Origin of the sequence: Bradyrhizobium valentinum (assembly GCF_001440405.1) — a bacterium.
Lineage (GTDB): Bacteria > Pseudomonadota > Alphaproteobacteria > Rhizobiales > Xanthobacteraceae > Bradyrhizobium > Bradyrhizobium valentinum.
The window spans coordinates 46,096-72,709 of sequence record NZ_LLXX01000122.1 but is presented as its reverse complement, the minus strand read 5'-3'; the positions used below and the strand labels follow the sequence as shown (position 1 = coordinate 72,709).

Below are 26,614 nucleotides of genomic sequence, written 5' to 3'. Positions count from 1 at the left end.
CACTCGCATTTGTTTGGCGTTGCGATCTTGGGGTTCTGCAGCACCGCCAAGAGTGATGTGGCCTGAATGACCTCGATCATCTTGCCCCATGGTGAGGCCGTGGCTGTCGACATTCAAGCCCTCCTTTTGCGTCCCATTAATGATTCCTCGGGTCTAATAAATTGCAGCGCCAGCGCCGATGTTGATTGACGCATCCTTTATCGTCTCCACGATGAACTCGATCTGGTCATCGGTGAGGTGGGTGTGAAACGGCAGTGCCAGGGCGCGATCGGCGATCTTTTCCGTGACCAGAAAATCGCCATGCCGATAGCCGAGATCGAAATAATGCCGCTGCAAATGCAACGGATGGCAATAGGCGGCGGCCTCGACCTGCTCGATGCGCAGGTCATCGACGATGGCATCGCGGCTGGAGCGCGTGAAGCGCGTCCCGAGATGGACGAGATAGAGGAACCAGTTCACCTCGGTCGCTTCGGGAGCCACATAGGGCGGCTTGATACCCTCGAAGGATTGCATATGCGCATTGTAGAGCCGTTCAGCGAGCCGGCGTCGCTCCAGGATTTCGTCGAGGCGCCTTAGCTGCGCAAGGCCCAGCGCGGCTGTGAGATCGCTCATGCCGGCTTGGTGGGGTGCTGCGCTGCTAACGACAACGGAGGAGCGCTCATCCAGCCGATGTGCGCGATGGCGACGCAAGCCAACGGCCAAGTCGATGTCGTCGGTCACCACCATGCCGCCTTCACCGCAGGTCAAGGCCAGTGGCTGGGCGAAGTCGAACACGGCGATATCGCCAAAGCGGCCAACGAGTTCGCCCTTGTATCGTGATCCGATCGCTTCGGTCGAATCCTCCAGGAGCGGCAGCTGATGGCGCTGCGCGATCGCGCGCAGCTCCGACCATGGCGCCGGATGGCCATTGGGGTTGCCACCAATAATCGCCCGCGTGTTGGCCGTGACACGCTCTTCGACCTTCGCCGGAGCCAAGGCTCCCGACCAATAGTCGACGTCGGCAAATACGGCCCTCGCGCCCACGAGACTAATAGCATGCACCGTCTCGCGAAACGAATAAGGCGAGGCGATCACCTCCTGCCCGGGTCCGATGCCAAGCGCTTTTAGCGCTAGCAGAAGCCCGATCGTGCCGCTGGGGACGGCAACGGCATATTTGCGGCCAAGATAGGCTGCGAAGGCTTTCTCGAAGGCGTCAGTAATCGGCCCATTGGAGATTCGCGGCGAACATAGCAGCGCTTCCACGGCAGAGAGCTCGGCGGAGGTGATATCGGGATCGGAGAGCGGAATGAAGGATACGGCCTCGGTTGCTTCGGTGCCATCGCCGTGATCCTCTGCGAGTGCAATGCCGGTCACCGCCCAGTACTCCTTGCCGCCAGCAGGATACCAATCGCGCGTGCCGGATCGGCCGTGATCTGCACGCAGCGATCGCAGCCATCGATCAGATGCAGGTCGAAACGCGGAAAGCTTCGGAACGGCCGCTCCGTCACATCAGACGCATCACAGCGCGTGAAGGCGAGGTGCGGAAAACGGCGCCGCAGCTCGAGGAATGGGCTTGCATCGGCCTCCGCCGCCGCAAGCACCCGTTCTATTTCGATCAGTTGGTCTGTGCCAAGCGCCATCGCGGCTCCCATATAACTAGTCCCAAATCAGCTTTATTGCCAGAACCGCCGCTCTGGATCCGTGTTTAAATCCTCGATCGCTGAGGTCAGCCGGAGGTAAATGCTGTAAAACTCCCAGATCCCGTGCGCGTGGTTCATGCGAAACAGCTTCCACATCCCGCTCACCATGTCATAGTGGATCAGCGCGACATCGATCAGGCCGCCGTCCTTGTCGATATTGCGAGAGCAGCAGGGACTCTCGATCAGATAGCCACCCCTCACCGGCTTCACATTCGGCGACACAAAGCGATAGCGCTTGCGCGGGCCCAAGGCGCGCTCGATCCGCTTGCGATCGAGCTCGTTCGGGTGAGGGATCAGTCCGATCGCTAGTTTTCTCATCACCGCAGCATTCATCGCGAACCAGCACCCTCAAAGCACTGCAATTTCTTCTTCAAGACAGCCGACGACCAGCCGCTGGCCGAACTCGACGAGATAGATTGGCACGTTCGCTTCGGTATGCCTGCCGACCTGCACGATCTCGCCGATCCCTCCGGCGCCCATCAATAGTCCATCGGCCGGTGCATCCGGAAAGGAGCCGTCGTTAATGAGGTCGATCGCCGCCTTGACGCGCTGGCCCCATTGGTACTTCGGCAGCCTCGGGTCGATCATGACGCGGCCTCTTCCGGCAACGGCAGGTCCTCAAACTCCTCGCGCGCCACCGCCGGCACGAGCTCCTTGCGCTTCATGCCGACGCGGTTGCCGCTTTCGAGAAATTCGACGCCATAGATGTAGAACTGCTGCAGGAAAGTGCCGATTGAAACGACGTAACCCACCTCCCCCTTTTTGGCGAGGATCTCGCCGACTTCCTTGCCGGCATAGGTTCCGTCATTGCGGATAGTGCGGTTGGCCCGCACCTTTTCGCCAAAGCTGAAGAAAGGCGGACCGGTCAGCTCGACCACCTCGCTGTCGCGAACGATGTTGCTCATGTCCCACTCTCTCTCGGTCGTTCGGGCCGGATGGCCACGCGCGCGCGGGCGGCTTCCTGCACCATCGAGTCCCCGTCCTCGGTCAACTCCGCCAGCTCGGCCGCCGTAATGCGGCTTGCCACCTCATAGCGGACGCGCCAATCCGGATCGCGGCGCAGCAGGCTGAGCGAATCCGGAGACAGCCGCCGTGCGATCTCGAGCCGCACGGTGCCATCGGGATCAGTGACCATGCCGAGCAGCCAGTCATGGGGAATGCGGAGCGCGACCACGCGGCGCACCGCGGGCGCGGGCTCGTCATCGCTCATGAGACGCCCAAGCAGCGCCGGCGCGATCCGGCTCGCCACCACCAGGCGGACGTAATAGTCCTGGTCCAACATCATCGGCGCCAGCTCCTCGCCGTCCAGCAAGGTCGCAACCCGCATCCTCACCTCCCGATGCGGGTCGCTGCGCAGCCGCAGCACAAAGCGCTTGGGCAGGCGGCGCGCCGCGTTCCAGCGCACGGTTTCCTCAGCATCGTCGAGCAGCATCGGCAGCAGGAACACATTGGCGTGGTTGGCCGCGATTGCGCGCACCTCGAAATGCGGATGTGTGACGTAAGCGTCGGCCAGCACCGGATTCCAGTTGAAGAAGCGGTCGATGCAGCGGGCGTAGCGGTCGTTGACGCAGGCGTGCATCAAGCGGCAGCCGCCGCTGGCCCTGAGCCCGAGATGCGTGCAGGTTCCGCAGTCGACCTCGTTGCCCAGCCAGTCGCGGGCCTTATCGATGTCATCCGTCATCGTCCTGCCCCATCCGCTCCAGCACGTCCAGGAGCACCTTGGCGCCGATCTTGTCGGTCGGGTCGAGCTCCACAAGCTTGTTGGCGGCGGCGTGCCCTTCATCCAGATCGCCGAGCCGCATCTGCAGGTAGGCGTAGGCTTTCAGGGAAAATAAATAGAAGCGCGGCAGGATGTTCTCGTAGCGATCGAAAGCAGCGTCGCCCGCGCTGACCCGCCGCCAATCGTCTGCGAGACTGTTTTCACGTGCTGCCTTACAAATACAGAGCTTTGCGACCTCCAACGCCTCGGCCAAGCGACCTTTGTAGAAATAGAAGCGGTAGAGCCCGATCAGGACGGCGGCGTGGCCCGGCGCCAGCGCCTGCGCTTCGTGCAGGTGTCTTTCCGCGATCTCGTCCAGGTGATAGGAGAGCCCGGCCTCCCACAGATGATCCTCGGCTTCGCGCGGCAGCTCTTCGCCGAGTAGCGTGTGCGCGATCAGCGCCCCCTCGCTCTCGGACAGCGGATTGCCTGCCCCATCGAGGTTCATTGGCAGCTTTCCTCTTCTAATGGGCAGCCTTTGCGGTGTTGCTGGAGCAGCATACCTGCTTCTGGAAAGATCAGCCCGGTCTGCGCAGAGGTGTCGGTCAAATCGATGGTGACACGGCATTGAGAAGCAACTTTAGGCCGTTGCGCTCTACGCCTTGCTGACCGGGCCGAGCTGCCGGCGCAACACCTATATCGGCGGGCGGACAACCCCGAGCAACCATCTGCCGTGACGGCGAGCCGGAAACCGGCGCCAAAGGTGCCATCGGCGCGCAGCACGTAACTCGTGAGTTTTTCAGCGGCGGGCGTGAGCGTGATGGTCATGGGCTCACCCCCTACGCCCGCGCCTGGTAGCGCGGCAATGAGGTGTCGACGACGCAGGTGTTATCAACCGGGCACACCGCGACGCATTGCGGCTCGTCGAAATGGCCGATGCACTCGGTGCATTTCTTCGGGTCGATGACGAACGTCCCGCCTTTCTCCGAGATTGCGACATTCGGACATTCGAGCTCGCAAGCCGAGCAGCCGGAGCATTGTGAGGCAATGATCTTGAACGGCATGAATATCTACCTTACGCCGCCGAAATCAGCGCGCCCTGGCGGATCGCCGCCTCGCCCCGCTCAACATGCTGGATCTCGCCGCTTTGCACCTTCACAAGATAGGACTTGAACCAGGCGATCGCTGATTTTTCGATGAACTCATGGGCGTATTGGTCGACCGGCTCGATCCCTGCCTTCAACAGATTGCTCTTCGGACAGCCGCCGATCTTGGCCACGAAGGCCGCATGGCAGTCGTTAATGGCGCGGATGATGGTGGCAAGGCTCTCCTCCTCGCCATAACCGCCCCGGCAATAGTGATCGACGCGGCGATGGCCGACGAATTTGGCACCCGTAGTGGAGAGTTCGTACACTTGGAACTCCTTGGCATGCCCAAAATGCTCGTTGATCAGGCCCGAGCCCTTCGTCGCCACCGCAACCAAGAGCTTGACGCCGCTCATTTCGTTGCCGAGCTCGGCGAGCTCTTCCTGCTCGGCAGCAACCTTGGCGACGCGCTCCTCCTCGACCTTGGCCTGATAGGCCTTGCGCATCTTCAGGTCATATTTGACGTCCATGGCCATAATCTTCTCGGTAGTGAACTCCGCGCTGCGGTCCTCGCCGAGGAGGCCGACAGCGTCGGCGCGGCACTGCCGGCAGTGCCGCATCATGTTCGTCTCGCCTTCGCAGAGATCCTGCAGTGCCTTCAATTCCTGCGCGGTCGGAGCCCGCTGGCCGTTGAGACCGAGTACAGTGCCGTGCTCGGGCGCGGCGATTAGCGGCATGATGTTGTGTAGGAACGCGCCGCGCGATTTGACCGCCTTGTTGACCTCGACCAGATGCTGGTCGTTGATGCCCGGGATCATCACCGAATTGATCTTGCAGAGGATGCCCCGCTCGGTCAGCATCTCGAGGCCTTGCAGCTGGCGGTCGTTGAGGATCTTTGCGGCTTCGAGGCCGGTGTAGCGCTTGTGGTTGTAGAAGATCCACGGATAGATTTTGGCGCCGATTTCGGGCTGGACCATGTTGATGGTGATGGTGACATGGTCGATCTTGAAGCGGGCGATCGTATCGACATGGTCGGGCAGCATGAGGCCGTTGGTCGACAGGCACAGCTTGATGTCGGGAGCGGCCTTGGCCACCAGCTCGAAGGTCTTGAACGTCTTTTCCGGATTGGCCAGGGGATCACCGGGCCCCGCGATGCCGAGCACGGTCATCTGTGGGATGGTGGAGGCAACCGCCAGCACCTTTTTCGCCGCCTGCTCCGGCGTTAGTTTTTCGCTCACCACGCCCGGGCGCGATTCATTGGCGCAATCATATTTGCGATTGCAGTAATTGCATTGGATGTTGCAGGCGGGCGCGACCGCAACATGCATGCGGGCGTAGTGATGATGCGCTTCTTCGCTGTAGCAGGGATGGTTCTTGACCTTCTCCCAGATCTCGGTCGGCAGATCACCCTGGCCGGCTTGCGAGCCGCAGCTCGCGTTGCCGGTGCCGCCGGACGTGCCGCAGCCCTTGTGCTCGGCGATCGCCTGCATGGTCTCGCCGATGTCGACGGCGCTCCCTGCCAAGCTTGCTTCGTCCAGCGCTGATACGTCCATCCGTTCATTCTCCCTGGAGGCGGAAACTGAAAAGAAGATTTGCAACTCGCGTGCCATGGCCGGAATGGCGAGCAATTTTGATCTAAGTCAGAAAGTGAGCCGCCTGCCGCGGTTGGCCGTGGAAGCGAAGCCTTCTGCACGACATTAGAAATGTTCGAAGTGTGACAGGCGTCTTGATCCTGACATGGAGATGAGCGCAGTCATTCGCCGGCGCGAAACGCAAGACAACTCGCGTGCGCCGGCACGCGAGCAACATCGACCCATATACAAGGTCTGTCAGGCAGCGAGCAGGATCTCGATCGCGCGCGGGAGCGGGATCGCAAGCGGCGTCAGGCTCTGTTCGACCAGAAAGCGCAGCTCATTCCTGGACAGCACATCCGGTTCCACGATGGCGTAATGAACACCGGCCGAGCGCTTGGTGAGCTGCCGCGCATAGGTTCGCAGTAGCTGATCGTTGAAGCGGCAACCGATGAAGAGAAATCTTCTGCCATTGCGCCGCTCTTTCACCACATCGGGGATCGGCGTCTGAATGTCGATCTCGGTCAGCACCTCGACATAGTCGGCGTCAGAGATCAGGAAGTTCCTGGCAGGCAGCACGCCGCCGTGCGGCTTGTAGAGGACCGTGGTCCAGCTCTGCGCCACAGCGCGATCGACCTCTCTGCCCTCTGCATCATAGAAGCGATACCAGCGGTCCTCGCCGATGCCGGCGCGGCAAATGCCCTGCACCTCGCCCCACCCCTCGTGCTTGCCAAGCGCCGCACGCATCGCGCCGTCATACCAGGCATCGACCATGACAGGCAGGGACAGCGCGGCGAGATGATGATGCAGTGGTGTCGGCTCGACCGGCGCAGCAAAGGCCTGCGCCACCAATGCCGTCACGGTGGAGCGATGCTTGTTGCTTTCGATGTGCTGCGCCGACGCCCAGACATTGCCGTTGGCCCGGCGCGGCAGCGCGACCTTGGTAGCGAAGAAGCCAGCCAAGGCCTCCGGCGTCATCGGCGCATCCGGTTTGGACAACGCGGTGAGACCAGGTCCGAGATAGGGAACAATGCTGCCGGCACGCAGCCTAGCCGCTACGTCAGTGAGAATCGCCTCCGCATCGGCCGCGTTGACAAAGTCGATTTGCGGGGTCACCTTCATCGGTCGTCGCCGCCCTCGCCGCGCTTTCGGGCATTGACCGTGATCGGCAGCGGCGTATCGCTCGCCATTTCGGGCAGATCGAGCACCCAGCCATTGGCTATTCTGATCCAGCCGCCCCACAGCGTCTCGTGCTCCGATTCAACGATCGGCTCCTCGAGATCTTTTTTCGGCACGTAAATCGACAGGCCCGCCTCCGGAGAGCGGCGAATCATGACTTTCATGAGATCAACTCGTGTATCGGGGCGAATTGCTGGTGGGATTGGGATGCTCTCGTGACATGGCGCGCAGGTGAGCCACGATGCCGGACAGTACGCGGACGACCTGATCGACTTCTTCGACGGTGGTTTCATGCGATAAGGAAAAGCGCACCGCGCCGCGCAGGCTCCTCGCCGGCACGTTCATGGCGCGCAGCACGTGCGACGGGTCCATTGAGCACGACCTGCAAGCTGATCCCAGCGAAGCAGCAATGCCCGCGCGATTGAGATGGTGGACGATTGCTTCGCCTTCGAGATCCTCGAAGGCAATGTTGGCCGTGTTCGGCAGCCGGTTGCTGACATCGCCGAGCGCCATGCAGTGGCCGTTGTGCAAAATCGCCTGCTCCAGGCGATCGCGCAACCCACCAATGCGAACGCGATCCGGCTCGAGCCGCTCCGCCGCAAGCTCTGCAGCTTTTCCAAGACCGACGATGCCGGGGATGTTCTCGGTTCCGCCGCGGCGCCTTCGTTCCTGTGCCCCGCCCCAGATCAGCGGTCTGAAATTTGTGCCTTGGCGTAAAAAGAGCGCGCCGGTCCCCTTGGGGCCGTGCAGCTTGTGCGCGGACAGCGATAGCATGTCGATAGCATTGTCCTTCAGGTCGATGGGCACCCTGCCTATGGCCTGCACGGCATCAGTGTGAAACAGCGCGCCTGCCGCACGCGCTAACCCGGCCAGAAACTCCACCGGGAAAATCGTGCCGGTCTCGTTGTTGGCCCACATAACCGACGCAATCGCCGTGCGTGGTCCAAGCGCCCAGCGAAAGGCCTCGACGTCGAGCCGTCCGCGCGAATCCACCGGGATCACGTGCGTCTTGATGCCCCTTGTCGCCAATTGCTCGACCAGCGTGAGGATGGCGGAATGCTCGACGGAGGTGGTGACGATCTCGTCGCGCCCTTCCTGGGTCGTAAGCGCGGAAAGGATGGCGGCGTTGTTGGACTCGGTCCCGCCGGAGGTGAAGACGATCTCATGATCGTGGGCGGCCCCCAGCAAACCCTGCAGGCTGCGGCGCGCCTCCCCCACCGCGCCCGCGATCTCGCTGCCGAAGGTATGGGTGGACGAGGCATTGCCGAACTGCTCCGTGAGGAACGGCAACATGGCTTGCAAGACACACGGATCTGTCCGCGTGGTCGCATTGTTGTCGAGATAGATCGGCACAAACGCCTCCTTCAATGCCGCGCATTGGCGGCGCCGGCGACCGGGATCAGGCGAACGAAGTCGCCGAGCCTTTCGACCAGCCGCGCCTGAATGCCTTCTAGCGTCGCGCTTGAAAGCTTGCAGAATACGCAGGCACCAGTCAGCTTGACCATGATCTTGCTCCCCTCGATCCCGACCAGCTGACAGTCGCCGCCGTCGCGTTGCAGATTCGGCTGGTTCGCGCCGTAGTTGCTCCCGACCGGTCTCAATGCTCGGCGGTTGCTTCAGTTGTTCCGGTTCGACCGGCATGCTTCGATTTCTCTTGTCATCAGCTGAAGGATTTGCCGCAAGAGCAGCTCGATTTGGCGTTCGGGTTGTCGAAGGTGAAGCCCGAGCCCTCGAGCGCCACCACGAAATCGATGGTCGTGCCGGCGAGGTGGTCATGGCTCTTGTTGTCTACGAACACCTTGACACCGTCGCGCTCGATCACGGTGTCGTCAGGCTTAGCCTCGTCGGCCAGGCTCAACCGGTATTTGAACCCGGCGCAGCCACTGGCCTCGACCATGATGCGCAGGCCGCTTGCCGGCTGCGCCGATGCTGAAATCGTGCTCTTGACCGCATTCACTGCGCTATCCGTCAGATTGATCATGGCTATCCTTTTTGCCTGGGTCGTTTGCATGGGAATTGGCAAGTCGCATGCCAGCGCGCCCGAGCTTGACATTGCTCACCTTTTCGAAATCGCGCCTGTTGGCTTTGCGACGCGTGTAGGGTTGCTGACAAAGGTCTTCGAGGGATTGCGGCGGCTTTGCGTGTCTTCTTTATGGATTTCGCCGATGAGCGTTACGAACGCGGCGGCAAACAATTTGCATTGCGTCTCCCGCCGCCGGAGTGTCCGGCGATTGTCTTGGATCGAGGGATGATTTTTCATGACTGCAATCGAGAACACCGCGCTAGGCCGGTTCGAGAAGGAGGGGCGCCTGCTCAATGCCATATTCAAAGGCGGGACCACCAAGCAGGGCCGGTTCGGCTTTCGCGGCGATATCGCCCTAAAATTCCAGGCCCAGGTCGCGGACGAGAAGCGGCCGCCCCACTATTCGATCGAGCAGGTACTGACGGTCGTGCAGGAAGGCGAAAGGAGCATTCCGGTGCTGGCCGGCTATCTGCACTGCTTCGCTTATCTTGCTGATGTCGCAAACGTTCTTGACGGCGCGCTAAGCCCTGATGGCAGCTACTTCATGTTTTGCAACAACATAGACCTGTTGGCGAAATACCGAATCAAGCTCGGTGGTATCACCTTCAACGTGCTGCCGTGCGATGAATCCACCGTTTGGAAGGAAATGATGTACCTGGCCGGGGTCGACAAGAATGACATCAAGAAGCTCGACGCGCCCGGCAAGCTCGACTACCTGCTCGACGCAACCAAGGATCTCGATGCGTCCTATGATGAGATCTCTTTCGAAGACGGGCTGAAGAGGATGGAACCTGTGAGAAACCGTAACGAGAACCGGCCGGTCTGAGCGCCGGCTTTAGCTTTAGCCAGAGGAATCCTCCTCGACAAGCCGAACGCCGGTAACGCAGATATCGCCGTCCAGCACCGTCAACGAGACCGGCGTGAGACTGCTGCCCTTGCACCGGCCGTCCACACAGCGGCCGGTGCCGAGCTCGAAGGTCGAGCCGTGCTTGCCGCACATCAGCCGGATGCCGCGTGGATCGAAAAACTGGTTGCATTCCCAGTCCAGATTGACGCCATTGTGCGGGCATTTGTTAAGATAGGCAAACACCCGCTTGCCCCAGCGCACCACGACAATGGGCCACGGCCTGTGGCTGCCGTCTTCGTCGACGATCATGAGGTGGAAGCCCATGGCGCGCTGGCTTGGAATATCGTTGAAGCCGCAGATTGCATAGGCGATATTCGGCTGCGTCCGCCGCTCGTTCATGACAAGAGAACCATCAATTGATCATCCTGCGATCAGCCTTGCAAAAATCGCGCAAAGTACCGGATCGCCTCACCTTCTTGGGAGTCCGGCGCGCGCCGTCGCAAACGAGAAGCCGCTCGATCATCGGACCAACGAGCTTGGTGGGATCAGGCACCGCTTGGCTGTTCAGGAATCGGATCGCAGCAGATCCAGAGCCATCTGGCCGCGCGCGTGGTTTCTGTTATTCGCTCAGGACCTTCTCAAGATCCAGCGCGGCGCTCTTTTCAGCTGGCAGGCTGTCAAGGTTCTGCATTCGCCATTTGACGGCCGGCAAATCGCGGGCACCGGGAACGCCCCGAGCAAATCTCATTCAGCATCGCCGCGCTCAATGAAATCAGGAATTTCCGATGCCTGTCTGGCATGTTGCCGACAATCTCCGCGACAGAGTTTTGCGTACGGCCAGCGGCTCATCTCGCGAAACGGACTTGGCAGTCATACCTTCGAAGCAGCGCACAAATTCCTGGCTGATATCCTTTTCGCTCCGCCTAGCACTTCATGCCATTGGGAGATTATGGCTGAGCATGTAGACAATGAAGGCAGTGCGCAGATCATCGCTGATACCTTATTTCCCAGCAGGTCGCGGACACCGAATAAATCGCGCGGATGCTGACGATCGAGCGCTGCAACAACTTACCTGCGTAAAGATCGCCCCTCCACAACTTGCGTCTCACCGCGTCGATCTCTGTTAAAGATTCTTCGCGCGGCTTGACCGGCAGGTACGTGAGGTCGATGTCGACTGAAAGGCGCGGCATGATGGAAGCCGACCTGAAGCATCCGCCATCGCATCAATCCCTCTTTGCGTCGTTGTGAAGTCGGGTGAGGTCGCCCGCTGTCGTGGAAACCTTAACCGTTTGTTTCATGTAGGAAGGCCGTCGGGTGTTTCGCCACGCGCATCGAATCGTGAAGTCTCTGGCGGCAATTCATCGAAGCCGGTCAGTTTGACGAGCCGGCAATAGCGTTCGGAAAGCGGGCCGATGATAAGGGAATTCCGGTCGGGGCCGCTGTCATATGCTGCGCCGACGACGGCTTCGATGGTTGAATGAAGGTCGTCGCCAAATGCGAAGCTTAATTTGCGTGGTGACACGTCGATTGCGTCGATGAACAGGGTTTCCGTCATGGTGTTCTTGATGACGAGGCACGCCGTCGCGTCGTGAGGCTGAAAGAAAATCGTCGGCTGCGATTTGTAAAGCCGGTCATAGATCAGGAATGCCGTTGACAGTATGCCGCCAATTCCGCCAACGAGCTGATTGCTTCTATTGGGTCGAAAGTCATTCCGCGAATTCCCCGTTAAACGCGACTATACAGCAAAAAGCCCGGCATGGTTGCGGGGCTTCGAGGTCGATAGAGCGCGTGCCGCGTCGCCTAGCCGCAGCAGCACGCCGCGACAGTCGCTTGGGATGGGGCGCTTACCGAAGTTAACTGCCTCTTGCGGCGCAAGTTTACGCTTATGGAGAGAGGCCGCAATTAAGCGGCCTCACTCCACATCGTGTCGTCTTCTTCATTTGTACGGTGCGTGGTCCGCACGCGGACCATTTCAATCGGTGCAATTCCCCCTTCGGGAAACGGCACAAAAACCATACTCGCAATGGCTTTAGGGTCGTACTCGCACGCGCCATCACTCAGCAACGCACAGACGTTGTGGCGCACAAGCTTTTCGCTAGCGCCGCCAACCCCATTATGGTCATTCTCCCAACGGGACACATGTTCTGCGGACAGGTCCATTGCTGCCGCAAAATCGGTTTGCTTCATGTCCAGCGCGCGCCGGATAAACCTCACTTCTTTACCAGTCAAACGCTCAGGAATCTGGGCGCGCGCCATTGCAGCAGCGCGGGTCAATCCCTGGACGTCCGGTATGCCAATCATTTCGTCGCCGCAAGCAGAGCAGCGCTGCACGACAACAGCATTCAAGACCTTGACGACCAAACCGCCCAAGTCTTCAACGTGCTCTGGCTTCACACTTCTCTCCATCAATCCATTCTTGCATTTGCAACGCATCTGACAGCCCTTTCACTCATTTCTTGTTCGCCCAAGTCGTGACGATCTTCACCTCTGCGACATCCTCGTAAGCCACGACTACAGCCGTTATTTTCCTCCCGTCGTTATCAGTCCCTTCTGCCCTCCATTCTTCTTCTCCGTTTTCTTTGTTCACCTCCACCAATGATACCGTACATCGCCCAAGCACGTTGATGACATCGAGTTTTTCGATGCCATCTTTCTTGCGCTCAATCTCAGCGTGGTTCGTGAAGAAGATCGTCCCTCGCCGCGCGATTCTACGCAGGCGACCGGCCTCGTTCTCAAATGCCATCGGCGAATGCCATAGCTGTTGTTGATCGCGCGTTCCATGGGCTTCAGTTGATCTAATGTCAAGTTATTCGTCCAGCTTACCCAGAATGCCAGTGGGCATCTAACAGGCAAAATGTGGCACTTCAGCAACATATCTGGATATATGGCCGTCAAATTGGTTGACAATAGGTCAAGTTTTCTTGACCCTTAGGTTCAATATTTTCGGGCGAAATCCGTTCCATGCACGGCGGCAGCGCTGACGGCCGACGCCAAGGCGGGCCAGCCGCGCCCGTCTCGTGAAACGCCCGGCGGCGGCCGACGCACTGGCGTGCTTCCTATTGGCTTGGCGGCCTATCGGCCGAACTGTCCCGTTAAGAAACGGTTAACCGTCCGCAAAAATTCCATACAAATTCCGAAAGATCAGTTGGCACGAAATTCAAGAAACCATTGTGCTGCAGGCATAACTTTAATTTTTAGAGCTTCAAAACAAGGGTGTCCGGCGTGTAGGAGATCCTGAGCGCCAGGTCGACGATGGCGTCGCGGAAACGGTAGGGATGGTTCACCGTCAGGATGGACTCGAAATCCTTCAGCGGGAGCTGATCGACGAACTCCTCGAAGAAGGCCTCCAGGCGGGTGCCGAGCGTCTTCGACTCCATGACCGTCCGCCTGATCCGCTTGAGGTCGGCGAGGATCGCCCGAAGGCTCTTGGTGAACTGGTCGGCCTGGTTGCGCGCCCCACGCACCGCGAGCGCGGCTTCGCGCTGCTTGCGATCGGTCACCTCGGGCGTGAGCTTCTCCATCGCCTCGAGGTTCAGAGGAATCTGGACGATCAGGCCGCCGAATCTTTGGGAGAGGTCCTTGTTCAGGCTCGCCTGTCGCTGGATCACCAGCATCGCCATGTCGACGGTGACCCGCAGGCCGTATTCCTCTTCCTCGAGCCCGCCCCAATCGACCAGACGCGAGTAGAGTTGTCGGGCCGAGCCGAGCGCCTGGTCGCCTTTCTCGGATGCGAAAGCGAGGGTCGGCTTTACGGATCCGGCGGCGGCCCGCCGAGATCACGTCCGGCAGCCCAAGTGAGCTATCGCGTCGTCGCAAAGCGCACTCATGATCAGCTTAACGATGTCATCTATTTGGTAGCCATCTTTAGAGCGGCTGGCATACAAATGCCTACCCATGAATAGAATCTCGTTTTGCTCCAAGACATGTAATTCCATTGCAGCTCGCCCCTCATTGATCGCAGCGAACTGAATCTCGGTAAAACATCCGATAGCAATCATCGGCACCCTCTCGCCTCTAGCAAGGCGCTCAAGGTGCTCCCTGATTGCCGCTTCCATTCCGGCGTAAAGTGGCTAACGCGATCGCTGTAAGGGAAGTCATAGCCTTAATTCCGATAAACGTGTTTTATGCAGTTCAACGCATAATGTCCATTTATGCGCCATTTGCTATATTGCGCTTTTATCGGATTTAGCGCATACTGGGTCGGAGTAAGAAATGACCGGCCTTGCCCGCACACCGAACCAGATCGGCAACCTGATCCGCCGCACTCGTAAGAAGCGGGGGCTCAGCCAGTCGCAGGTCGGCGCGCGGGCGGGCCTGCGGCAGGAGACAATCTCGCTCATCGAAACTGGCAATCCGGCAGCCAAGCTTGAAACCATCCTTGCGGTACTCGCGGCCCTAGACCTTGAGTTCCGGATCGTCCCGCGCACCAAAGGCACAGCCGCCGACCTTGAGGACATTTTCTGATGCCCCGGCGTCGCCGCCATGAGCCGCTGCGCGTGCTCCTCAACAACCGCCTCGTCGGCCTGATGAGCAAGGCGGCGACTGGCGCTATTGAATTCCGGTATGAGGCTGACTGGCTCGGATGGGAACATGCCCTGCCCGTCTCGCTCTCGCTGCCGCTGCGGGAGGATGCCTTCCGCGGCGAAGCCATCACGGCCGTCTTCGACAATCTGCTACCCGACTCCGACGCGCTCCGTCGCCGGGTAGCGCAAAGGGTCGGCGCTGCCGGGACCGACGCCTACAGCCTGCTCGCTGCCATCGGCAGGGACTGCGTCGGCGCCCTGCAATTCGTCGCCGACGATGATGATCATCATGATGATGATCACCATGGTGATGGTCGCACCATCGCCGGCGATGCCGTCGATGACGAAGCGATAGAAAAGCTCCTCAACGGGCTTGCCCAGACTCCGCTCGGGCTTACGCGCGACGATCATTTCCGGATTTCCGTGGCAGGAGCGCGGGAGAAAACGGCGCTGCTGCGGCACGGCGGCAAGTGGCTCAAGCCGCACGGCACCACGCCGACGACCCATATTTTCAAGACGCAGATCGGGGAGCTGCCCAACGGCATCGACCTTTCGAACAGCGTCGAGAATGAATACTACTGTCTGAGACTTGCCGCCGCCTCCGGCCTGCCGGTGAACCATGCCGAGATTGCGACTTTCGGTAAGACCACGGCGCTCGTCATCGAGCGCTTCGACCGGCGGTGGACGAAGGATGGCCGCCTGCTCCGCCTGCCGCAGGAGGACTGCTGTCAGGCCCTGTCGGTCCCGCCGACGCACAAATACCAGAGCGATGGCGGTCCTGGCATGGTGAAGCTTCTTGACCTGCTCAAAGGCAGCGACACGCCCGCTGATGATCAGGCGATGCTGCTCAGAGCGCAAATCTTCTTTTGGCTGATTGGCGCGACCGATGGCCATGCGAAGAATTTCAGCATCTTCATCACGTCTGGCGGCCGCTACCATCTGACACCGCTTTACGACGTGCTCACGGCACAGCCGAGCCTGGACACCGGTCAAATTCAGCGCAAGCAGATGAAGCTCGCAATGTCGGTAGGGACAAACAATCACTACAGGATTGCCGAAGTAGACGGCCGGCATTTCTTGCAGACAGGCGAAGCGGCGGGCGTACCGAAAAAGCTTGTTCAGGAATCAATCGAACGTGTCGCCCTTACCGCTGAAGCTGCGCTCGGCAAAATTGAAAGCGAGCTGCCAGAGGGCTTTCCCGAGGCAATCCATAATTCGGTGAAAACCGCGGCTATGCAGCGTCTGAGTTCATTGAAAGTGCACTAACAGAAAGATTACGGTTTGCGACCGGGGCGAACTGCATTTGCGCCGTATGGCGCTTGCGTCCGCACCAGCCGCCGTTGACCAGCACGCACGAAGTGGTCGCCGAAACGAAGACCTGCTGGATTGGATTCTGCGGCAACGCCCGGAATAGCGCCCTGGGTTGCCTGCGCCGCTAACTCCTCAGAACAGCTTGGCATTCAACCCGAATAGCTAGAGAGTGGCTTATCAAGCAAGCGTAGTTATGCGAACTTTTGATGGCCCAGATGAAGACGCCCCCTAGGCACCGCACGCCGCGAATGGGAGCGCGTCAGATCGAAGCGAGGGATCAGATCCTGGGGCGCGTGTACGGCGCCGATGGGCTGCTGCCGTCGTCCCGCGCCCTCGCCGGGAAACTCGGCGTGTCTCGCGGTACGGTGACGATCGCCTATGAGCAACTCGCGGCGGAAGGCTTCATTGAGATCCGCCATGGCGCACGACCGCGCGTTGCACAAGCTGTTGTCGAGAGGGGGCGCGTGCGCGCGACGTGGCGGCCATTGTCACGGAAGGTGCGACTGTCGGGCTACGGTGAGCGTTTGAGACAGGTCGCGCCGCGCTCGGAGGAGCAACCTCGCAACCTCCTCGCAAATTTTCGGTATGGTGACCTCTCACCTTCGGATTTCCCCGTGCTCGCCTGGAAAAGAGCCGCGGTCGCTGCAATGACACGGCGGCCCGCGAGATTGGCCTACAACGATCCTTGCGGCTCTCGACGGCTGCGGATGGCGCTGCAGGCCTATCTCTGGCGTCACCGTAAGCTATCACAGCTACGAAGTCGTCCTCCCAGTGATAACCGAATTCAGGGTTCATCGCGGCAGCACCTTAGAAAGAATCGCTCACGGCGCGAGAGTATTGATCGGGACCAAAGCATCTTTTATCAGACGAGATTCGAGCACTGACACAACCATTACCCTGAATGCGGTACGAGGCGGTAGCATTGCTGTTTCCTGCCAGGTATTCATGCCAAAAGATCAACCTCCGTCCGAGCCGCCAAAGCCGGGTCAAGTGCGATAGAATTCGACGTTGCTGGATCCTCTACCGTCTCGGTCGGAATGGTGTGGTGGAACCTACGGCACGGGCCGAAGAGCCACTCGGGGTGGGAATGAGCGTGGGTGAGGCCGAACAAACCGGCAGGACCTTTAGGAGCAAAACGGATCTTGGTGAGACAAGATTTAAGCTCTCGTGGTTCCTGGCAAACGCTAATGGATCAGTTTCTGAGGTTGGCGGCTATCCAGGGCCAAATTAAGACTGGATTCTCATCATTACGTCTGAGATTCATGGACACTTAAGGTCTGGGCATGGCGAAGGTGTCGAGCGGATTGACTTTAGCGCACGCAGAGACGGAACGGCTCGTTCGCGACAGCGGAATGAAGTTATTGGGGATTGGCGATATCCGATTCCATATGGCGCAGACATTTTGAGCCATCCGAGCCGGCATTTTCGCAGATTAGAATTTCGATACCCGTGGGCGACGAGGGCATGATTCTACACTGGGGTCGGCTCGGCACCCGCAAGCTGGCGGGAATGGAAGGCGCCGAGGGGCTCTATCCCCAAGCGCAGCACACGGAGAGTCCCTTCAGCGAAGCTTCGCCGTCCAACTCCCGCTTGCCTGCGGGAAAGGCGGACAGAGGCGCTGTCAAGCGGCTTCCGCTGCGGCGGGCTGGTGGGTCTGGCAGTTAGTCGGACAAACCCGGGCGCAGGCGCCGCAGCCGATACAAGCGCCCCGGTCATTCATCACCATAATCTTCTTTTCGATCTCACCGTCTTCGTCATCGTCGAGATCGACAAGATCGCCCTCCTCATTGATCCCCTTCAACGTCATGACGTCGCGACCGCAGACCTTGAAACAGCGGCCACAACCGATGCACTTCTTGGGATCAATTGAGATCAGGTAGTTCGGCGTCCAGTCGCGGCCGTCGCGCGTTGCAAATGACATGATCGGATACCCCTTTTTAGGCCTTTTCCAGCGCCTTGAGATCCTCGCGCTTGCGCTCGAGTTCGGCAAAGGCATCATGCGCCTTCTGCGCCACCGCCATGATCGAGGTCCAGTTGACGGGAAGTTCCTCCGACAAATCGTGCAGATCCATCTTGGCCTTCGTCGCCTTGACCGACAGCTTTCTTATTTCCGCTTTCAGCATTTCAAGGTCGCTCATGAGCTGCTCTCAATAGTTGGCCACGTCGGGAAATTTCCGGGTCATCTCGATGCCGCCTTCGACGTATTTGTCACCCTCGGCGGCGAGCTTTGCGAGATTGTCGAAGCCGAAGCGATGCACATCGCGCAGCTGCTTGTTCACCACGATCAGCCGGCCGCCGATCAGCACCATGCGGCCAAAGCCTTCGTGGTGCATCTTCAGCATCGGCTGGATCATCACACCGGTCGTCTTCTCGATCGAGAGCGCGACCGCATTGAAGAACAGCTCCAGCCGCCAGACCGTATCCGGATCGGGATCGCCGACGATCGGCAGCGCGCGCCGTTTCTCCTTGTCCAGAATATAGGGTTCGAGGAGATCGAGATCGCTCTTGCCGTCCCAGGCGCCATGGACGTCCTGGGCGCGCCAGATCTTGATCAGTTCCCTCACGAATGGCGCATCGAGCGCGCGATCGGTTTGCACGATATCCGCGGCTTCAGTCATGTCGTCCTCATTCTTCAAAATCGAGCGTGCGCTCCTGGTCCTTTGCCAGTGCCTTGCGCAGCCAGGGTGGCGGCGTACCCTTCAGCACGTGCTGAAGCTTCTCGACCAGCACCAGGATGTTCTCGGGCTTGTTCACCTTGATGGGATGTATATTGTTCGCCACTACCCGCGCGGCACCGGAGCCGCCGATGGCAGCGACATAGAGAATGGCGCAATCCTTGATTGCCTCGATCTTGGGCGCGAGCTTGTCCTCGTTGCCGTCTTCCTTGAGATCGCCGTAGAACTGAACCGCCTTCAGAAATACGTGCCCGCCCGGCCCAACATCATAGATCGCGATGTACTTGGCCCAGCCAAAGTGCGCATCGACGCGCCTCAAGTCTTGGGTAGCGAATGCGACCTTCATGCAATCGACCCCTCTGTTGCGTCGATGAAGCTACGGCGGCCGGGCTTTAAGGGCCGTCTTGAGGTCCGCCAGCTATCGGGCGTCGGCTGATGATTTTCCTCTCGGTCGGCGATCACGAGATTGGCGATATTGAAGATCACATCGCGCGTGCCGCGATAGCCGACGGATAGCTGGTGTCCCGCGCCGATCCGATCGAACATCGGAAATCCCGCGCGATAAAACGGAATCTTCAGCCGCGCCGCCGCTTGGCGGCCATGCGAATGCGTAATCAGCAGATCGCAATTCCTCGTCCTAGCAAGCTCTTCCAGATCCTCGAGATCGCCGATCAGCACCTCCTTGGTCCCGATCCGCTCCAGCACCGGCGACGGCGTGGTCGTCACGGCCGCCGTCACCTGCGCGCCCATCTCGTGAAGCATGCTGGACAGGTCGAACAGGAGGTCAGGCTCGGCACCGATCGCGAGCTTGCGGCCGCCGACATGGAAATGCGCGTCCAGCATCGCATCGCTGAGCTGGCCGCGCTGGCGCCGATATTTTGCTGGCACAGGGCGGCCACTGATGTCGCTCAGGAAAGCGATGAATTCATCGTTGGGGATGAGGCCGCACAGCCGCTCGAACAAGCGAAACGGCACCCCAGACTTCGCCTGCATGGCTTCTGCCGCCCGCCGCATCTGCGCACCGATGGCAATGGTCCAGCTGGACCGGCCCATGCCCGCGACTTCGTCAACCCCGATGCCACCAATGGTCGTTGGCGTAAACTCGTCCGGGATATGCCCGTCCAGCGATCCCGCGAGATCAGGCAGGAAGGATGGCTTCAGGCCGAAATCCTCCAGGATCGTCCTAAGTTCGTCGAGGTCACCCGGCGTCAGGTGACATCCGGGGAGGACATTCACCCGCGCGGGATCACGCTCCGCCCCGACCGCCGGCGCCTCCACCAGTACCTCGACCATGCATGCCACTGTCTTTCCCCACCCGTCCTGGAAGGCGTCCTTGAAATCGGGCGTGGAGACAAAGACAAGAGGAAATTTGGCAAGCTGCGGATGCTGCTCGCGGATCAGCTTGATGTAGCCGTCGACGTCATCGCCATTGGTTTCGGTCACTCCGGTCGAGCAGATCCCGATGATCTCCGGCTTGGCACGATTGTATATGTTGAGGATAGCCTTCTCGACATTTTCATAACCGCCGAGTACGGTCGCCACTTCGCTCATCGCAGTCGTCTGCAGCGGCACCGCCTCCTTGAAATGCCGCACGAACAGCGTGAGCCCGAAGGATGTGCACCCTTGCGAGCCGTGCAGAAGCGGCATCGCCCCACGCAGCCCCATGAAGGCGAATGCGCCGCCAATCGGCTGACTCATCTTCAGCGGGTTGACCGCGCAGGCCTTCTTCGGCGTGGTGACGATGGCCATGACGCCGTCCTATTCCGCGGCTTGCAGCATGGCAGGCGGCGAGGACACTGGCATGGTGGCCAGGATGTCCTCGATACGCCTCTTACAGCAGCCACCGAACGCGTTGGTGTGCTGTCTGACTGCCTCGACGCTGGTCAGGCCGTGCGAGCGGATTGCGTCCTCGATGGTTCCGAGATCGACTTCCTTGCAGAAGCAGACCTTTTTCGCGCGCCGGCTCGTCTCCGGATCGGCGGCAACCTCGGCGGCCTGCGCGTCCATCCGCGCCATCCCCTTGGTCTGCCGATTCTTGGCCACCTCCTCCCACGGCACTGGTCGACGCAGCTGCTCCCAGATCGGGTTGAACAGCGCTTTGTCGATCTCCTCGACCAGCTTCACCATACCGATGTAGCCCATATAAGCGTGGCAGCGCTCCTGGTTGATGTCGAGCCAGGGCATCGCCGCTTTCAGCGCAACGAACTGCGATTTGCCACCCGAGAGCATGATATCCGCTTTCGCGTCCTTAAGCATTTTGTATATCTCGCGCGGCGTCATGTCCTCGATCATGTGGGCATCCTGCCCCATCAGCTCCTTGATGCGCTCCTTGTCCTGTTTGGTGGATTTTTTGACGCTGGTGCCGACCAGCTCGAGCCCTGCCTCCTGCAGCGCCGCCACCACGGACCAGGACTTGACGCCGCCGGTGATCAGAAGTGCCCTCTTACCCGCAAACCGCGGCTTGTACCGTTCGATCGCGGCCAAGGCGCGCGCCTCCTCGCGTGCGATCACCGCCTCGGTGCGCTCGATCAGTTCGGAAGGCGCGCCGCGCTCGACTAACAGCCGGGCGATTTCGCGCAGCGAATCGCTAGAATCCTGGATGCCATAGAACGACCCTTCGAAAAACGGGATGCCGTAACGCTCCTCCATCTTGCGCGCGACATTGATCATCGCCTTCGAACATACCATCATGGCAACGCGCGCCCGGTGCGAAGAGGCGACTTCGCGATATTTGCCGTCCCCCGAGATGCAGGAGAGGATGCGGATACCGAGCTCGTCAAGCAGCGGCTTGACCTGCCAAAGCTCGCCGGAGAGGTTGTATTCGCCAATCAGGTTGATGTCGTAGGGCGTGGTGTAGTCCGGCTCTTGCGTGCCGATGACGTGCTCGAGCAAGGCCTCGCCGGCGAGCTTGTTGCCTAGGTTCTTGGGGCCGACGAAGCCCGGCGAATTTACGGGAATGACCGGCTTGCCGAGCTTTTGCGAAGCCGCCTTGCAAACCGCATTGATGTCGTCGCCGATCATGGCGGGAACGCAGGTCTGATAGACGAAGATGGCCGACGGGTTGTACTTGTTGATGATCTCTTTGATTGCCTTGTAGAGACGCTTCTCGCCCCCAAATACTATATCGGTTTCGTTCATGTCAGTGGTGAAGCCGGTCCGCCAGATGCTGGCGCCAGACGAAGCCGCACCGCGGTTGTCCCAGGAATTACCCTCGCAGGCGATCGGACCGTGCACCAGATGGGCGACGTCGGTAAAAGGCTGCAGCGCAATTTTGGCGCCGTCGAAGGCGCAGCCGCCTGCGGCGCCGCCCGGCTGCAGCTGCTTGGTGCAGCCCTTCTTGCGCTCGGCATCCGACTTGTTGGCGTTCTTGGCGCAGCCCGGCTCGTTGAACATCTCCTGGATCGTGGCCGATAGCGCACTCATCCGTCTCTCCTCTCAACCGAGCTTGTTCGCGAAGATCAGTCCATCGTGCGCTTAGGCCATCGCCGACGTTTGCCGGCGATGGCGCGCGCCGTTCGTCATCAACGAATGATGTCGAAGCTATAGTCGGTCTTGCCGGCAATGTTGGTCTTCTTGTCGATCTCGTCGAAGATCTTGTCGAGAATCTTCACCAGCACGTTCATGCCCCCCTGATAGCCCCACACCGGAGAGCGGTGATGGTGATGCCGATCGAAGATTGGGAAACCGATCCGGATCAGCGGCGTACCCGTGTCGCGCTCCAGATACTTGCCATAGGTGTTACCAATCAGGAAGTCGACAGGCTCGGTGAACAAGAGCGAGCGCATATGCCAGAGGTCTCGCGCCGGATAGGCATGGCAGTTCTGCCCAAACGGCGAGCTCCCAAACAACGCCTGCATTTTCTTCTCCCAGGCCTTGTTGCCGTTCGTGGACAGCACATGGATCGGCTCGGCGCCAAGCTCGAGCAGGAAGGCAGCCAACCCATAGCAGAGGTCTGGATCGCCATAGATCGCGAACTTCTTGCCGTGGATATGCGCGCTGGAGTCGGCCATCGCGTCGACCAAGCGGCCGCGTTCTCGTGCCAGTCCCTCCGGAATGTCCTTGCCACTGATGCGCGACAGCGCCATGAGAAACTCATCCGTTGCGGACACGCCCACCGGATAATTGAACGCCACCACCTCCTGGCCATGGGCGGCGATGAACGGCAGCGTCTTTTCCGTGCACCACTGCTGCATCGAGATCGTTGCCTTAGCGTGAACCGCGTTCGCGGCGTCTTCCAGAGTCGTGCCGCCGTCATACATCCGGAACTCGCCGTCGGTCGGTGTATCGAACACATCGGAATTATCGGCAAGAATGGTGTACTGGATGCCCATCAATTCGAAGATGCGCTTGATCTCGCGGATGTTGCCGACGGTGTAGCCGTCAAAGCCGCCGATGAGGTTGATCTTCTTGTTGGGCGCGCGCTCGAGTTTCGCGGCTGTCCCCGCCTTGCCGTCCCAGAAATGCTCGAGGATGCCCTTGAGCGCATTGTCGTACCCGGTGACGTGGCTGCCCACGAAGGCTGGCGTGTGCGCAAACGGCACATCGAAATCAGCTGGCACCGAGCCTTTTTCCTTGGACGTTTTGATAAAGGCGTTGAGGTCGTCTCCGATCACCTCCGCCATACAGGTGGTGGAGACCGCGATCATCTTGGGCTTATACATATTATAGCTGTTGGCGAGCCCATCGATCATGTTGTTCAGCCCGCCGAATACCGCCGCGTCCTCCGTCATCGACGAGGAGACGCAGGAGCTTGGCTCCTTGAAGTGCCGCGACAGATGGCTGCGGTAATAGGCCACGCAGCCTTGGGAGCCGTGCACGAAGGGCAGCGTGGCCTCGAAGCCAACCGAGGCGAACACCGCGCCCAGCGGCTGGCAGGCCTTGGCTGGGTTTACCGTCAGCGCTTCCCGCGCAAAATTCTTTTCGCGATATTCGGGCGTCTTCGCCCATTCCCTAATGCGTTCGACCTCCGCGGCATCGCGGGGATTCTCGAACATCTTCTTCTTGTTGGCCAGCATCTGCTGGTATTCCGGACCGCGGAATAGCTCGAAATGATCGAGCACGTGTTCTGCACTCTGCGCCATTGGTAGGATCCCTTCGAAAATCGTGATTAATGTCGGCTCCGGCTCTCAGCAGAGAGGCGGGCCACTCGAGTTATTCGGCAGCCAACAGCTTCGGCTTCGGGACGTCCTTCCACGGCGCCTTGGTCTTCTTCCAGATCGGTGAGTTGATGGCCATGTCCATGTCGCGCGCGAAGATCGCAAATCCATCATAGCCATGATACGGACCCGAATAGTCCCAGGAATGCATTTGGCGGAACGGCACGCCCATCTTCTGGAAGACATATTTTTCCTTGATGCCCGAGCCGACCAGGTCAGGCTGGACCTTCTCGACGAAGCGTTCGAACTCGTAGCCGGTAACGTCGTCGTAGATCAACGTGCCATCCTTGACATAGTGCTGGGCGGTGCGTTGGTAGTCATCATTGTGGCCGAACTCGTAGCCGGTGCCGACGACCTCCATGCCGAGATCTTCATAGGCGCCGATCACGTGGCGCGGACGCAGTCCGCCAACGAACAGCATCACGCTCTTGCCTTCCAGGCGCGGGCGATACTTAGCGATCACCGCGTCCACCAGCGGCTGATATTTTGCAATCACCCGCTCGGCACCCTCCTTGATCTTGTCGTCGAAATAGCCGGCGATCTTGCGCAGCGACTCCACGATCTTAGAGGGCCCGAAGAAGTTGTATTCGCACCAGGGAATGCCAAACTTCTCCTCCATGTGCCGCGAGATGTAGTTCATCGAGCGGTAGCAATGCAGCACGTTAAGCTTCGCCTTTGGCGTTGCCTCGAGCTCGGCCAGGGAACCGTCGCCGGACCACTGCGCGATAACGCGCAGGCCCATTTCCTCCAGCAGGATTCGGGATGACCACGCGTCGCCGCCGATATTGTAGTCGCCGATGATCGCGACATCATAGGGCGTCGGCTCGAACGTCGGCTTGCTCTCGGGCGTGACCTTGTCGAACACCCAATCGCGCACCGCGTCGTTGGCAATATGGTGACCGAGCGATTGTGACACGCCGCGGAAACCCTCGCAGCGGACCGGCACGATGGTCTTGCCCCCATATTCCTTCGACTTCGCCCTGGAGACCGCCTCGATGTCGTCGCCGATCAGGCCGATCGGGCATTCCGATTGGATGGTGATGCCGTTGTTGAGCGGGAACAGCTCCTGGATCTCGTCAATGACTTTGACGAGCTTCTTGTCGCCGCCGAACACGATATCCTTTTCCTGGAAGTCGGATGTGAACTGCAAGGTCACGAAACTATCGATGCCTGTCGTGCCGACGTAATAGTTACGCCGCGAGCCCCACGAGTACTGTCCACAGCCGACCGGACCATGGCTGATATGGATCATGTCCTTGATCGGTCCCCAGACCACACCTTTGGAGCCTGCGTAGGCGCAGCCGCGGATCGTCATCACGCCGGGGATGGATTTGAGGTTGGACTTGACTCCGCAGTCCGACTTGCCGACCTCGTGAACATTGAGGTGCTTGGCGCGCCGTTTTGCGGTCTTCTCCGGATAGACCTTCAGCACCTCCTGAATCAGCTCTTTGTTGCGGGCTTTGATTTCTGCGACGCTCTGGGTCGGGGCTAGACTCATGCTGATATCCTTCAAAGGTTTCCTGTTGCTACGGCGGCTCTCGGCCAAGAGTTTTGCAACGACCGTGCCAGCCGCGGCGTAAGCGCAAAAATCAGCGCAGTTGAAAGTAGATAGCCACGTTCGCGCGGGTAACCGGACCGTTGTTGCAAACCCGACATGGAGCGTGTCGACAGACGTGCTCGTTTGATCCTGTTCGAAATAAAACAAGGGCGGGCGCGCGTAATATTGCACCGCATTGCCCCACAAGGCCGCGAGAACATTGCGATACTTGGCGGGCCCGCTGCCGGAAATCGCACGTGACGAGGCGCCCCAGCTGCAAGGCTGCGTCAGCCAGTCTGGTTCACCATTGTTGCGAAGCCCGACCGCTGCTCACCTCGTTGGCGACGGTCGTGCGCACATTGCGCCTGGCCTCGTCGCCATCCTGATCCCAATGCTATTGGGCCGACCAGCCAGAGAGATCGTCGCGGCCGATCCGCAGGCGTTGCTCGAGTGCCTTGAGCACCTCAAGCCACAGCGCTCGTACGATTTCCGCTCTATGGTCTTCATGCGCGTCGACGCCCAGGCCGCCCTAGCTGATGCGCCTTAACGCACTAGGGGCTGTTGATGGGGTGCGATCCGATGTTGCATCCAGGTTGCCCGGCGTGCTTCACATCCGGCTCCATCTACCGGACAACTGACCTCGGTTAGACTAGCACAGAATTAGAAGCTTCGGGTCAGGGAAACGCGAGAGTAGCATGTCATCCCATTCTGAAGATCTCCTTTTGGCGGCGCTGGCTTATCACCGGCTGCCACGACCCGGTAAGCTCGAAATCCAGGCGATCAAGCCGCTCGTCAACCAGCGCGACCTTGCGCTCGCTTATTCGCCCGGCGTTGCCGCCGCCTGCACCGAAATCGCCAAAGACCCCGCTGAGGCCGCCTCGCTGACGGCGCGTGGCAATTTGGTCGCCGTGGTCAGTAACGGCAGCGCCGTGCTCGGCCTCGGCAACATCGGCCCGCTGGCGTCCAAGCCCGTCATGGAGGGCAAGGCGGTCCTGTTCAAAAAATTCGCAGGGATCGACGTCTTCGACATCGAAATCGCCGCCGACACCATCGAGCGCGTAGTCGAGACGGTGGCGGCGCTGGAGCCGACCTTCGGCGGCATCAATCTCGAGGATATCAAGGGACCGGAGTGTTTTGAGATCGAGGCGCAGCTCAAGGAGCGCATGAAGATCCCGGTGTTCCACGACGACCAGCATGGCACCGCCATCATCGTTGGAGCCGCCATCGTCAATGCGCTGTTGCTGAACGGCAAGAAGCTGCCCGATGTGAAGATCGTCTGTTCGGGCGCCGGCGCTGCGGCGATCGCGTGCCTGAATCTCCTGGTCTCGC

At 59.9% G+C, this 26,614-nt stretch carries 35 protein-coding genes and 2 pseudogenes; 6 read left to right on the top strand and 31 right to left on the bottom strand.

Going from position 1 to position 26,614, the window contains the following annotated elements; genetic code table 11:
* Positions 1-153: 153 nt before the first annotated feature.
* From CP49_RS20910 to CP49_RS20840, 16 genes and pseudogenes are all read right to left on the bottom strand, one after another.
* On the bottom strand, positions 154-1,344 hold the full coding sequence (locus CP49_RS20910; protein ID WP_245310782.1) for a DegT/DnrJ/EryC1/StrS family aminotransferase: 1,191 nt from the start codon (positions 1,342-1,344) through the stop codon (positions 154-156).
* Positions 1,345-1,349: 5 nt separating this feature from the next.
* Entirely contained in the window at positions 1,350-1,619 is a 270-nt protein-coding gene (locus CP49_RS20905; protein WP_057847896.1) for a DUF6129 family protein, read from the bottom strand.
* A gap of 33 nt (positions 1,620-1,652) precedes the next feature.
* Complete coding sequence (locus CP49_RS20900; protein WP_057852086.1) at positions 1,653-2,012, bottom strand: DUF3024 domain-containing protein; 360 nt, start codon at positions 2,010-2,012, stop codon at positions 1,653-1,655.
* A gap of 15 nt (positions 2,013-2,027) precedes the next feature.
* Positions 2,028-2,267, bottom strand: a complete 240-nt coding sequence (locus CP49_RS20895) for a nitrogen fixation protein NifZ (protein WP_057852085.1) — start codon at positions 2,265-2,267, stop codon at positions 2,028-2,030.
* On the bottom strand, positions 2,264-2,584 hold the full coding sequence (locus CP49_RS20890) for a nitrogen fixation protein NifZ (RefSeq protein WP_057847889.1): 321 nt from the start codon (positions 2,582-2,584) through the stop codon (positions 2,264-2,266). The genes CP49_RS20895 and CP49_RS20890 overlap by 4 nt, the downstream gene beginning before the upstream one ends.
* Positions 2,581-3,360, bottom strand: coding sequence for a 4Fe4S-binding leucine-rich repeat protein (locus tag CP49_RS20885; RefSeq protein ID WP_057852084.1), 780 nt, complete (start codon positions 3,358-3,360; stop codon positions 2,581-2,583). The genes CP49_RS20890 and CP49_RS20885 overlap by 4 nt, the downstream gene beginning before the upstream one ends.
* Positions 3,350-3,886, bottom strand: a complete 537-nt coding sequence (locus CP49_RS20880) for a tetratricopeptide repeat protein (protein WP_156438549.1) — start codon at positions 3,884-3,886, stop codon at positions 3,350-3,352. Before CP49_RS20880 ends, CP49_RS20885 begins: the two co-directional genes overlap by 11 nt.
* Positions 3,883-4,206 (bottom strand): iron-sulfur cluster assembly accessory protein, encoded by a 324-nt coding sequence (locus CP49_RS43010; protein ID WP_245310778.1) that lies wholly within the window; start codon positions 4,204-4,206, stop codon positions 3,883-3,885. The genes CP49_RS20880 and CP49_RS43010 overlap by 4 nt, the downstream gene beginning before the upstream one ends.
* 11 nt (positions 4,207-4,217) lie before the next feature.
* The gene (locus CP49_RS20875; protein ID WP_057847892.1) at positions 4,218-4,442 is read right to left on the bottom strand and encodes a 4Fe-4S binding protein; all 225 of its coding nucleotides are present in this window, start codon (positions 4,440-4,442) and stop codon (positions 4,218-4,220) included.
* Between the two features lie 11 nt (positions 4,443-4,453).
* Positions 4,454-5,953, bottom strand: a complete 1,500-nt coding sequence (nifB, locus tag CP49_RS20870) for a nitrogenase cofactor biosynthesis protein NifB (protein WP_245310781.1) — start codon at positions 5,951-5,953, stop codon at positions 4,454-4,456.
* Between the two features lie 339 nt (positions 5,954-6,292).
* Entirely contained in the window at positions 6,293-7,156 is an 864-nt protein-coding gene (locus tag CP49_RS46170; RefSeq protein ID WP_057852083.1) for an SIR2 family NAD-dependent protein deacylase, read from the bottom strand.
* A complete protein-coding gene (nifT, locus tag CP49_RS20860; protein WP_057847894.1) occupies positions 7,153-7,377 on the bottom strand; it encodes a putative nitrogen fixation protein NifT in 225 nt (74 codons plus the stop codon). The genes CP49_RS46170 and nifT overlap by 4 nt, the downstream gene beginning before the upstream one ends.
* A 4-nt stretch (positions 7,378-7,381) precedes the next feature.
* Positions 7,382-8,566 carry a cysteine desulfurase NifS gene (gene nifS / locus CP49_RS20855; RefSeq protein ID WP_057852098.1) on the bottom strand — a complete coding sequence of 395 codons (1,185 nt, stop codon included), beginning with the start codon at positions 8,564-8,566 and terminating at the stop codon, positions 7,382-7,384.
* Positions 8,567-8,577: 11 nt separating this feature from the next.
* Positions 8,578-8,781: pseudogene (locus tag CP49_RS20850) on the bottom strand (NifU family protein); the annotation flags it as partial.
* 92 nt (positions 8,782-8,873) lie between these two features.
* On the bottom strand, positions 8,874-9,194 hold the full coding sequence (locus CP49_RS20845) for a HesB/IscA family protein (protein ID WP_057852082.1): 321 nt from the start codon (positions 9,192-9,194) through the stop codon (positions 8,874-8,876).
* A gap of 75 nt (positions 9,195-9,269) precedes the next feature.
* The gene (locus CP49_RS20840; protein WP_057852081.1) at positions 9,270-9,473 is read right to left on the bottom strand and encodes a hypothetical protein; all 204 of its coding nucleotides are present in this window, start codon (positions 9,471-9,473) and stop codon (positions 9,270-9,272) included.
* Here CP49_RS20840 and CP49_RS20835 point away from each other — a divergent pair.
* The gene (locus CP49_RS20835) at positions 9,472-10,062 is read left to right on the top strand and encodes a hypothetical protein (protein WP_057852080.1); all 591 of its coding nucleotides are present in this window, start codon (positions 9,472-9,474) and stop codon (positions 10,060-10,062) included. The genes CP49_RS20840 and CP49_RS20835 overlap by 2 nt on opposite strands.
* Positions 10,063-10,077: 15 nt before the next feature.
* On the opposite strand, the gene CP49_RS20830 is transcribed toward CP49_RS20835, so the two are convergent.
* From CP49_RS20830 to CP49_RS46160, 7 genes are all read right to left on the bottom strand, one after another.
* A complete protein-coding gene (locus CP49_RS20830) occupies positions 10,078-10,482 on the bottom strand; it encodes a Rieske (2Fe-2S) protein (RefSeq protein ID WP_057852079.1) in 405 nt (134 codons plus the stop codon).
* 587 nt (positions 10,483-11,069) lie between these two features.
* A complete protein-coding gene (locus CP49_RS46165; RefSeq protein WP_057852078.1) occupies positions 11,070-11,273 on the bottom strand; it encodes a nucleotidyl transferase AbiEii/AbiGii toxin family protein in 204 nt (67 codons plus the stop codon).
* 104 nt (positions 11,274-11,377) lie between these two features.
* Positions 11,378-11,638, bottom strand: coding sequence for a hypothetical protein (locus CP49_RS20820; RefSeq protein ID WP_057852077.1), 261 nt, complete (start codon positions 11,636-11,638; stop codon positions 11,378-11,380).
* 347 nt (positions 11,639-11,985) lie between these two features.
* Positions 11,986-12,516, bottom strand: a complete 531-nt coding sequence (locus CP49_RS20815) for a type II TA system antitoxin MqsA family protein (protein WP_082646124.1) — start codon at positions 12,514-12,516, stop codon at positions 11,986-11,988.
* 16 nt (positions 12,517-12,532) lie between these two features.
* On the bottom strand, positions 12,533-12,826 hold the full coding sequence (locus CP49_RS20810; RefSeq protein ID WP_057852075.1) for a DUF4258 domain-containing protein: 294 nt from the start codon (positions 12,824-12,826) through the stop codon (positions 12,533-12,535).
* A 451-nt stretch (positions 12,827-13,277) separates the two neighbouring features.
* Positions 13,278-13,760, bottom strand: coding sequence for a Wadjet anti-phage system protein JetA family protein (locus CP49_RS20805; protein WP_245310779.1), 483 nt, complete (start codon positions 13,758-13,760; stop codon positions 13,278-13,280).
* Between the two features lie 99 nt (positions 13,761-13,859).
* On the bottom strand, positions 13,860-14,081 hold the full coding sequence (locus CP49_RS46160) for a hypothetical protein (RefSeq protein ID WP_197423167.1): 222 nt from the start codon (positions 14,079-14,081) through the stop codon (positions 13,860-13,862).
* A 214-nt stretch (positions 14,082-14,295) separates the two neighbouring features.
* On the opposite strand from CP49_RS46160, the gene CP49_RS20795 reads away from it, so the two are divergent.
* From CP49_RS20795 to CP49_RS48685, 3 genes are all read left to right on the top strand, one after another.
* Entirely contained in the window at positions 14,296-14,547 is a 252-nt protein-coding gene (locus CP49_RS20795; RefSeq protein ID WP_057852073.1) for a helix-turn-helix domain-containing protein, read from the top strand.
* Positions 14,547-15,872: a type II toxin-antitoxin system HipA family toxin gene (locus CP49_RS20790; RefSeq protein WP_057852072.1), complete on the top strand. Its 1,326-nt coding sequence runs from the start codon at positions 14,547-14,549 to the stop codon at positions 15,870-15,872. Before CP49_RS20795 ends, CP49_RS20790 begins: the two co-directional genes overlap by 1 nt.
* Before the next feature lie 251 nt (positions 15,873-16,123).
* Positions 16,124-16,801, top strand: a complete 678-nt coding sequence (locus CP49_RS48685) for a GntR family transcriptional regulator (protein WP_156438547.1) — start codon at positions 16,124-16,126, stop codon at positions 16,799-16,801.
* 737 nt (positions 16,802-17,538) lie between these two features.
* Here the strand turns inward: CP49_RS48685 and fdxB are convergent.
* The 8 genes from fdxB to nifD all read right to left on the bottom strand — a co-directional run bounded on the left by fdxB (position 17,539) and on the right by nifD (position 25,246).
* The gene (gene fdxB / locus CP49_RS20780) at positions 17,539-17,838 is read right to left on the bottom strand and encodes a ferredoxin III, nif-specific (RefSeq protein ID WP_057852071.1); all 300 of its coding nucleotides are present in this window, start codon (positions 17,836-17,838) and stop codon (positions 17,539-17,541) included.
* Between the two features lie 16 nt (positions 17,839-17,854).
* On the bottom strand, positions 17,855-18,055 hold the full coding sequence (locus tag CP49_RS20775) for a CCE_0567 family metalloprotein (RefSeq protein WP_057852070.1): 201 nt from the start codon (positions 18,053-18,055) through the stop codon (positions 17,855-17,857).
* A 9-nt stretch (positions 18,056-18,064) separates the two neighbouring features.
* Positions 18,065-18,535: a NifX-associated nitrogen fixation protein gene (locus tag CP49_RS20770; RefSeq protein ID WP_057846605.1), complete on the bottom strand. Its 471-nt coding sequence runs from the start codon at positions 18,533-18,535 to the stop codon at positions 18,065-18,067.
* 7 nt (positions 18,536-18,542) lie between these two features.
* The gene (nifX, locus tag CP49_RS20765; RefSeq protein WP_057846606.1) at positions 18,543-18,938 is read right to left on the bottom strand and encodes a nitrogen fixation protein NifX; all 396 of its coding nucleotides are present in this window, start codon (positions 18,936-18,938) and stop codon (positions 18,543-18,545) included.
* Positions 18,935-20,341: a nitrogenase iron-molybdenum cofactor biosynthesis protein NifN gene (gene nifN, locus CP49_RS20760; RefSeq protein WP_057852069.1), complete on the bottom strand. Its 1,407-nt coding sequence runs from the start codon at positions 20,339-20,341 to the stop codon at positions 18,935-18,937. The genes nifX and nifN overlap by 4 nt, the downstream gene beginning before the upstream one ends.
* A gap of 9 nt (positions 20,342-20,350) precedes the next feature.
* On the bottom strand, positions 20,351-22,015 hold the full coding sequence (nifE, locus tag CP49_RS20755; protein WP_057852068.1) for a nitrogenase iron-molybdenum cofactor biosynthesis protein NifE: 1,665 nt from the start codon (positions 22,013-22,015) through the stop codon (positions 20,351-20,353).
* Positions 22,016-22,113: 98 nt separating this feature from the next.
* Positions 22,114-23,673, bottom strand: coding sequence for a nitrogenase molybdenum-iron protein subunit beta (gene nifK / locus CP49_RS20750; RefSeq protein WP_057852067.1), 1,560 nt, complete (start codon positions 23,671-23,673; stop codon positions 22,114-22,116).
* A gap of 70 nt (positions 23,674-23,743) precedes the next feature.
* Positions 23,744-25,246, bottom strand: a complete 1,503-nt coding sequence (gene nifD, locus CP49_RS20745) for a nitrogenase molybdenum-iron protein alpha chain (protein ID WP_057852097.1) — start codon at positions 25,244-25,246, stop codon at positions 23,744-23,746.
* Positions 25,247-25,514: 268 nt separating this feature from the next.
* On the opposite strand from nifD, the gene CP49_RS20740 reads away from it, so the two are divergent.
* Both CP49_RS20740 and CP49_RS47525 read left to right on the top strand, forming a co-directional pair.
* On the top strand, positions 25,515-25,832 hold the full coding sequence (locus CP49_RS20740; protein ID WP_057852066.1) for a SufE family protein: 318 nt from the start codon (positions 25,515-25,517) through the stop codon (positions 25,830-25,832).
* A 148-nt stretch (positions 25,833-25,980) separates the two neighbouring features.
* Positions 25,981-26,614, top strand: a pseudogene (locus tag CP49_RS47525) (NADP-dependent malic enzyme); the annotation flags it as partial.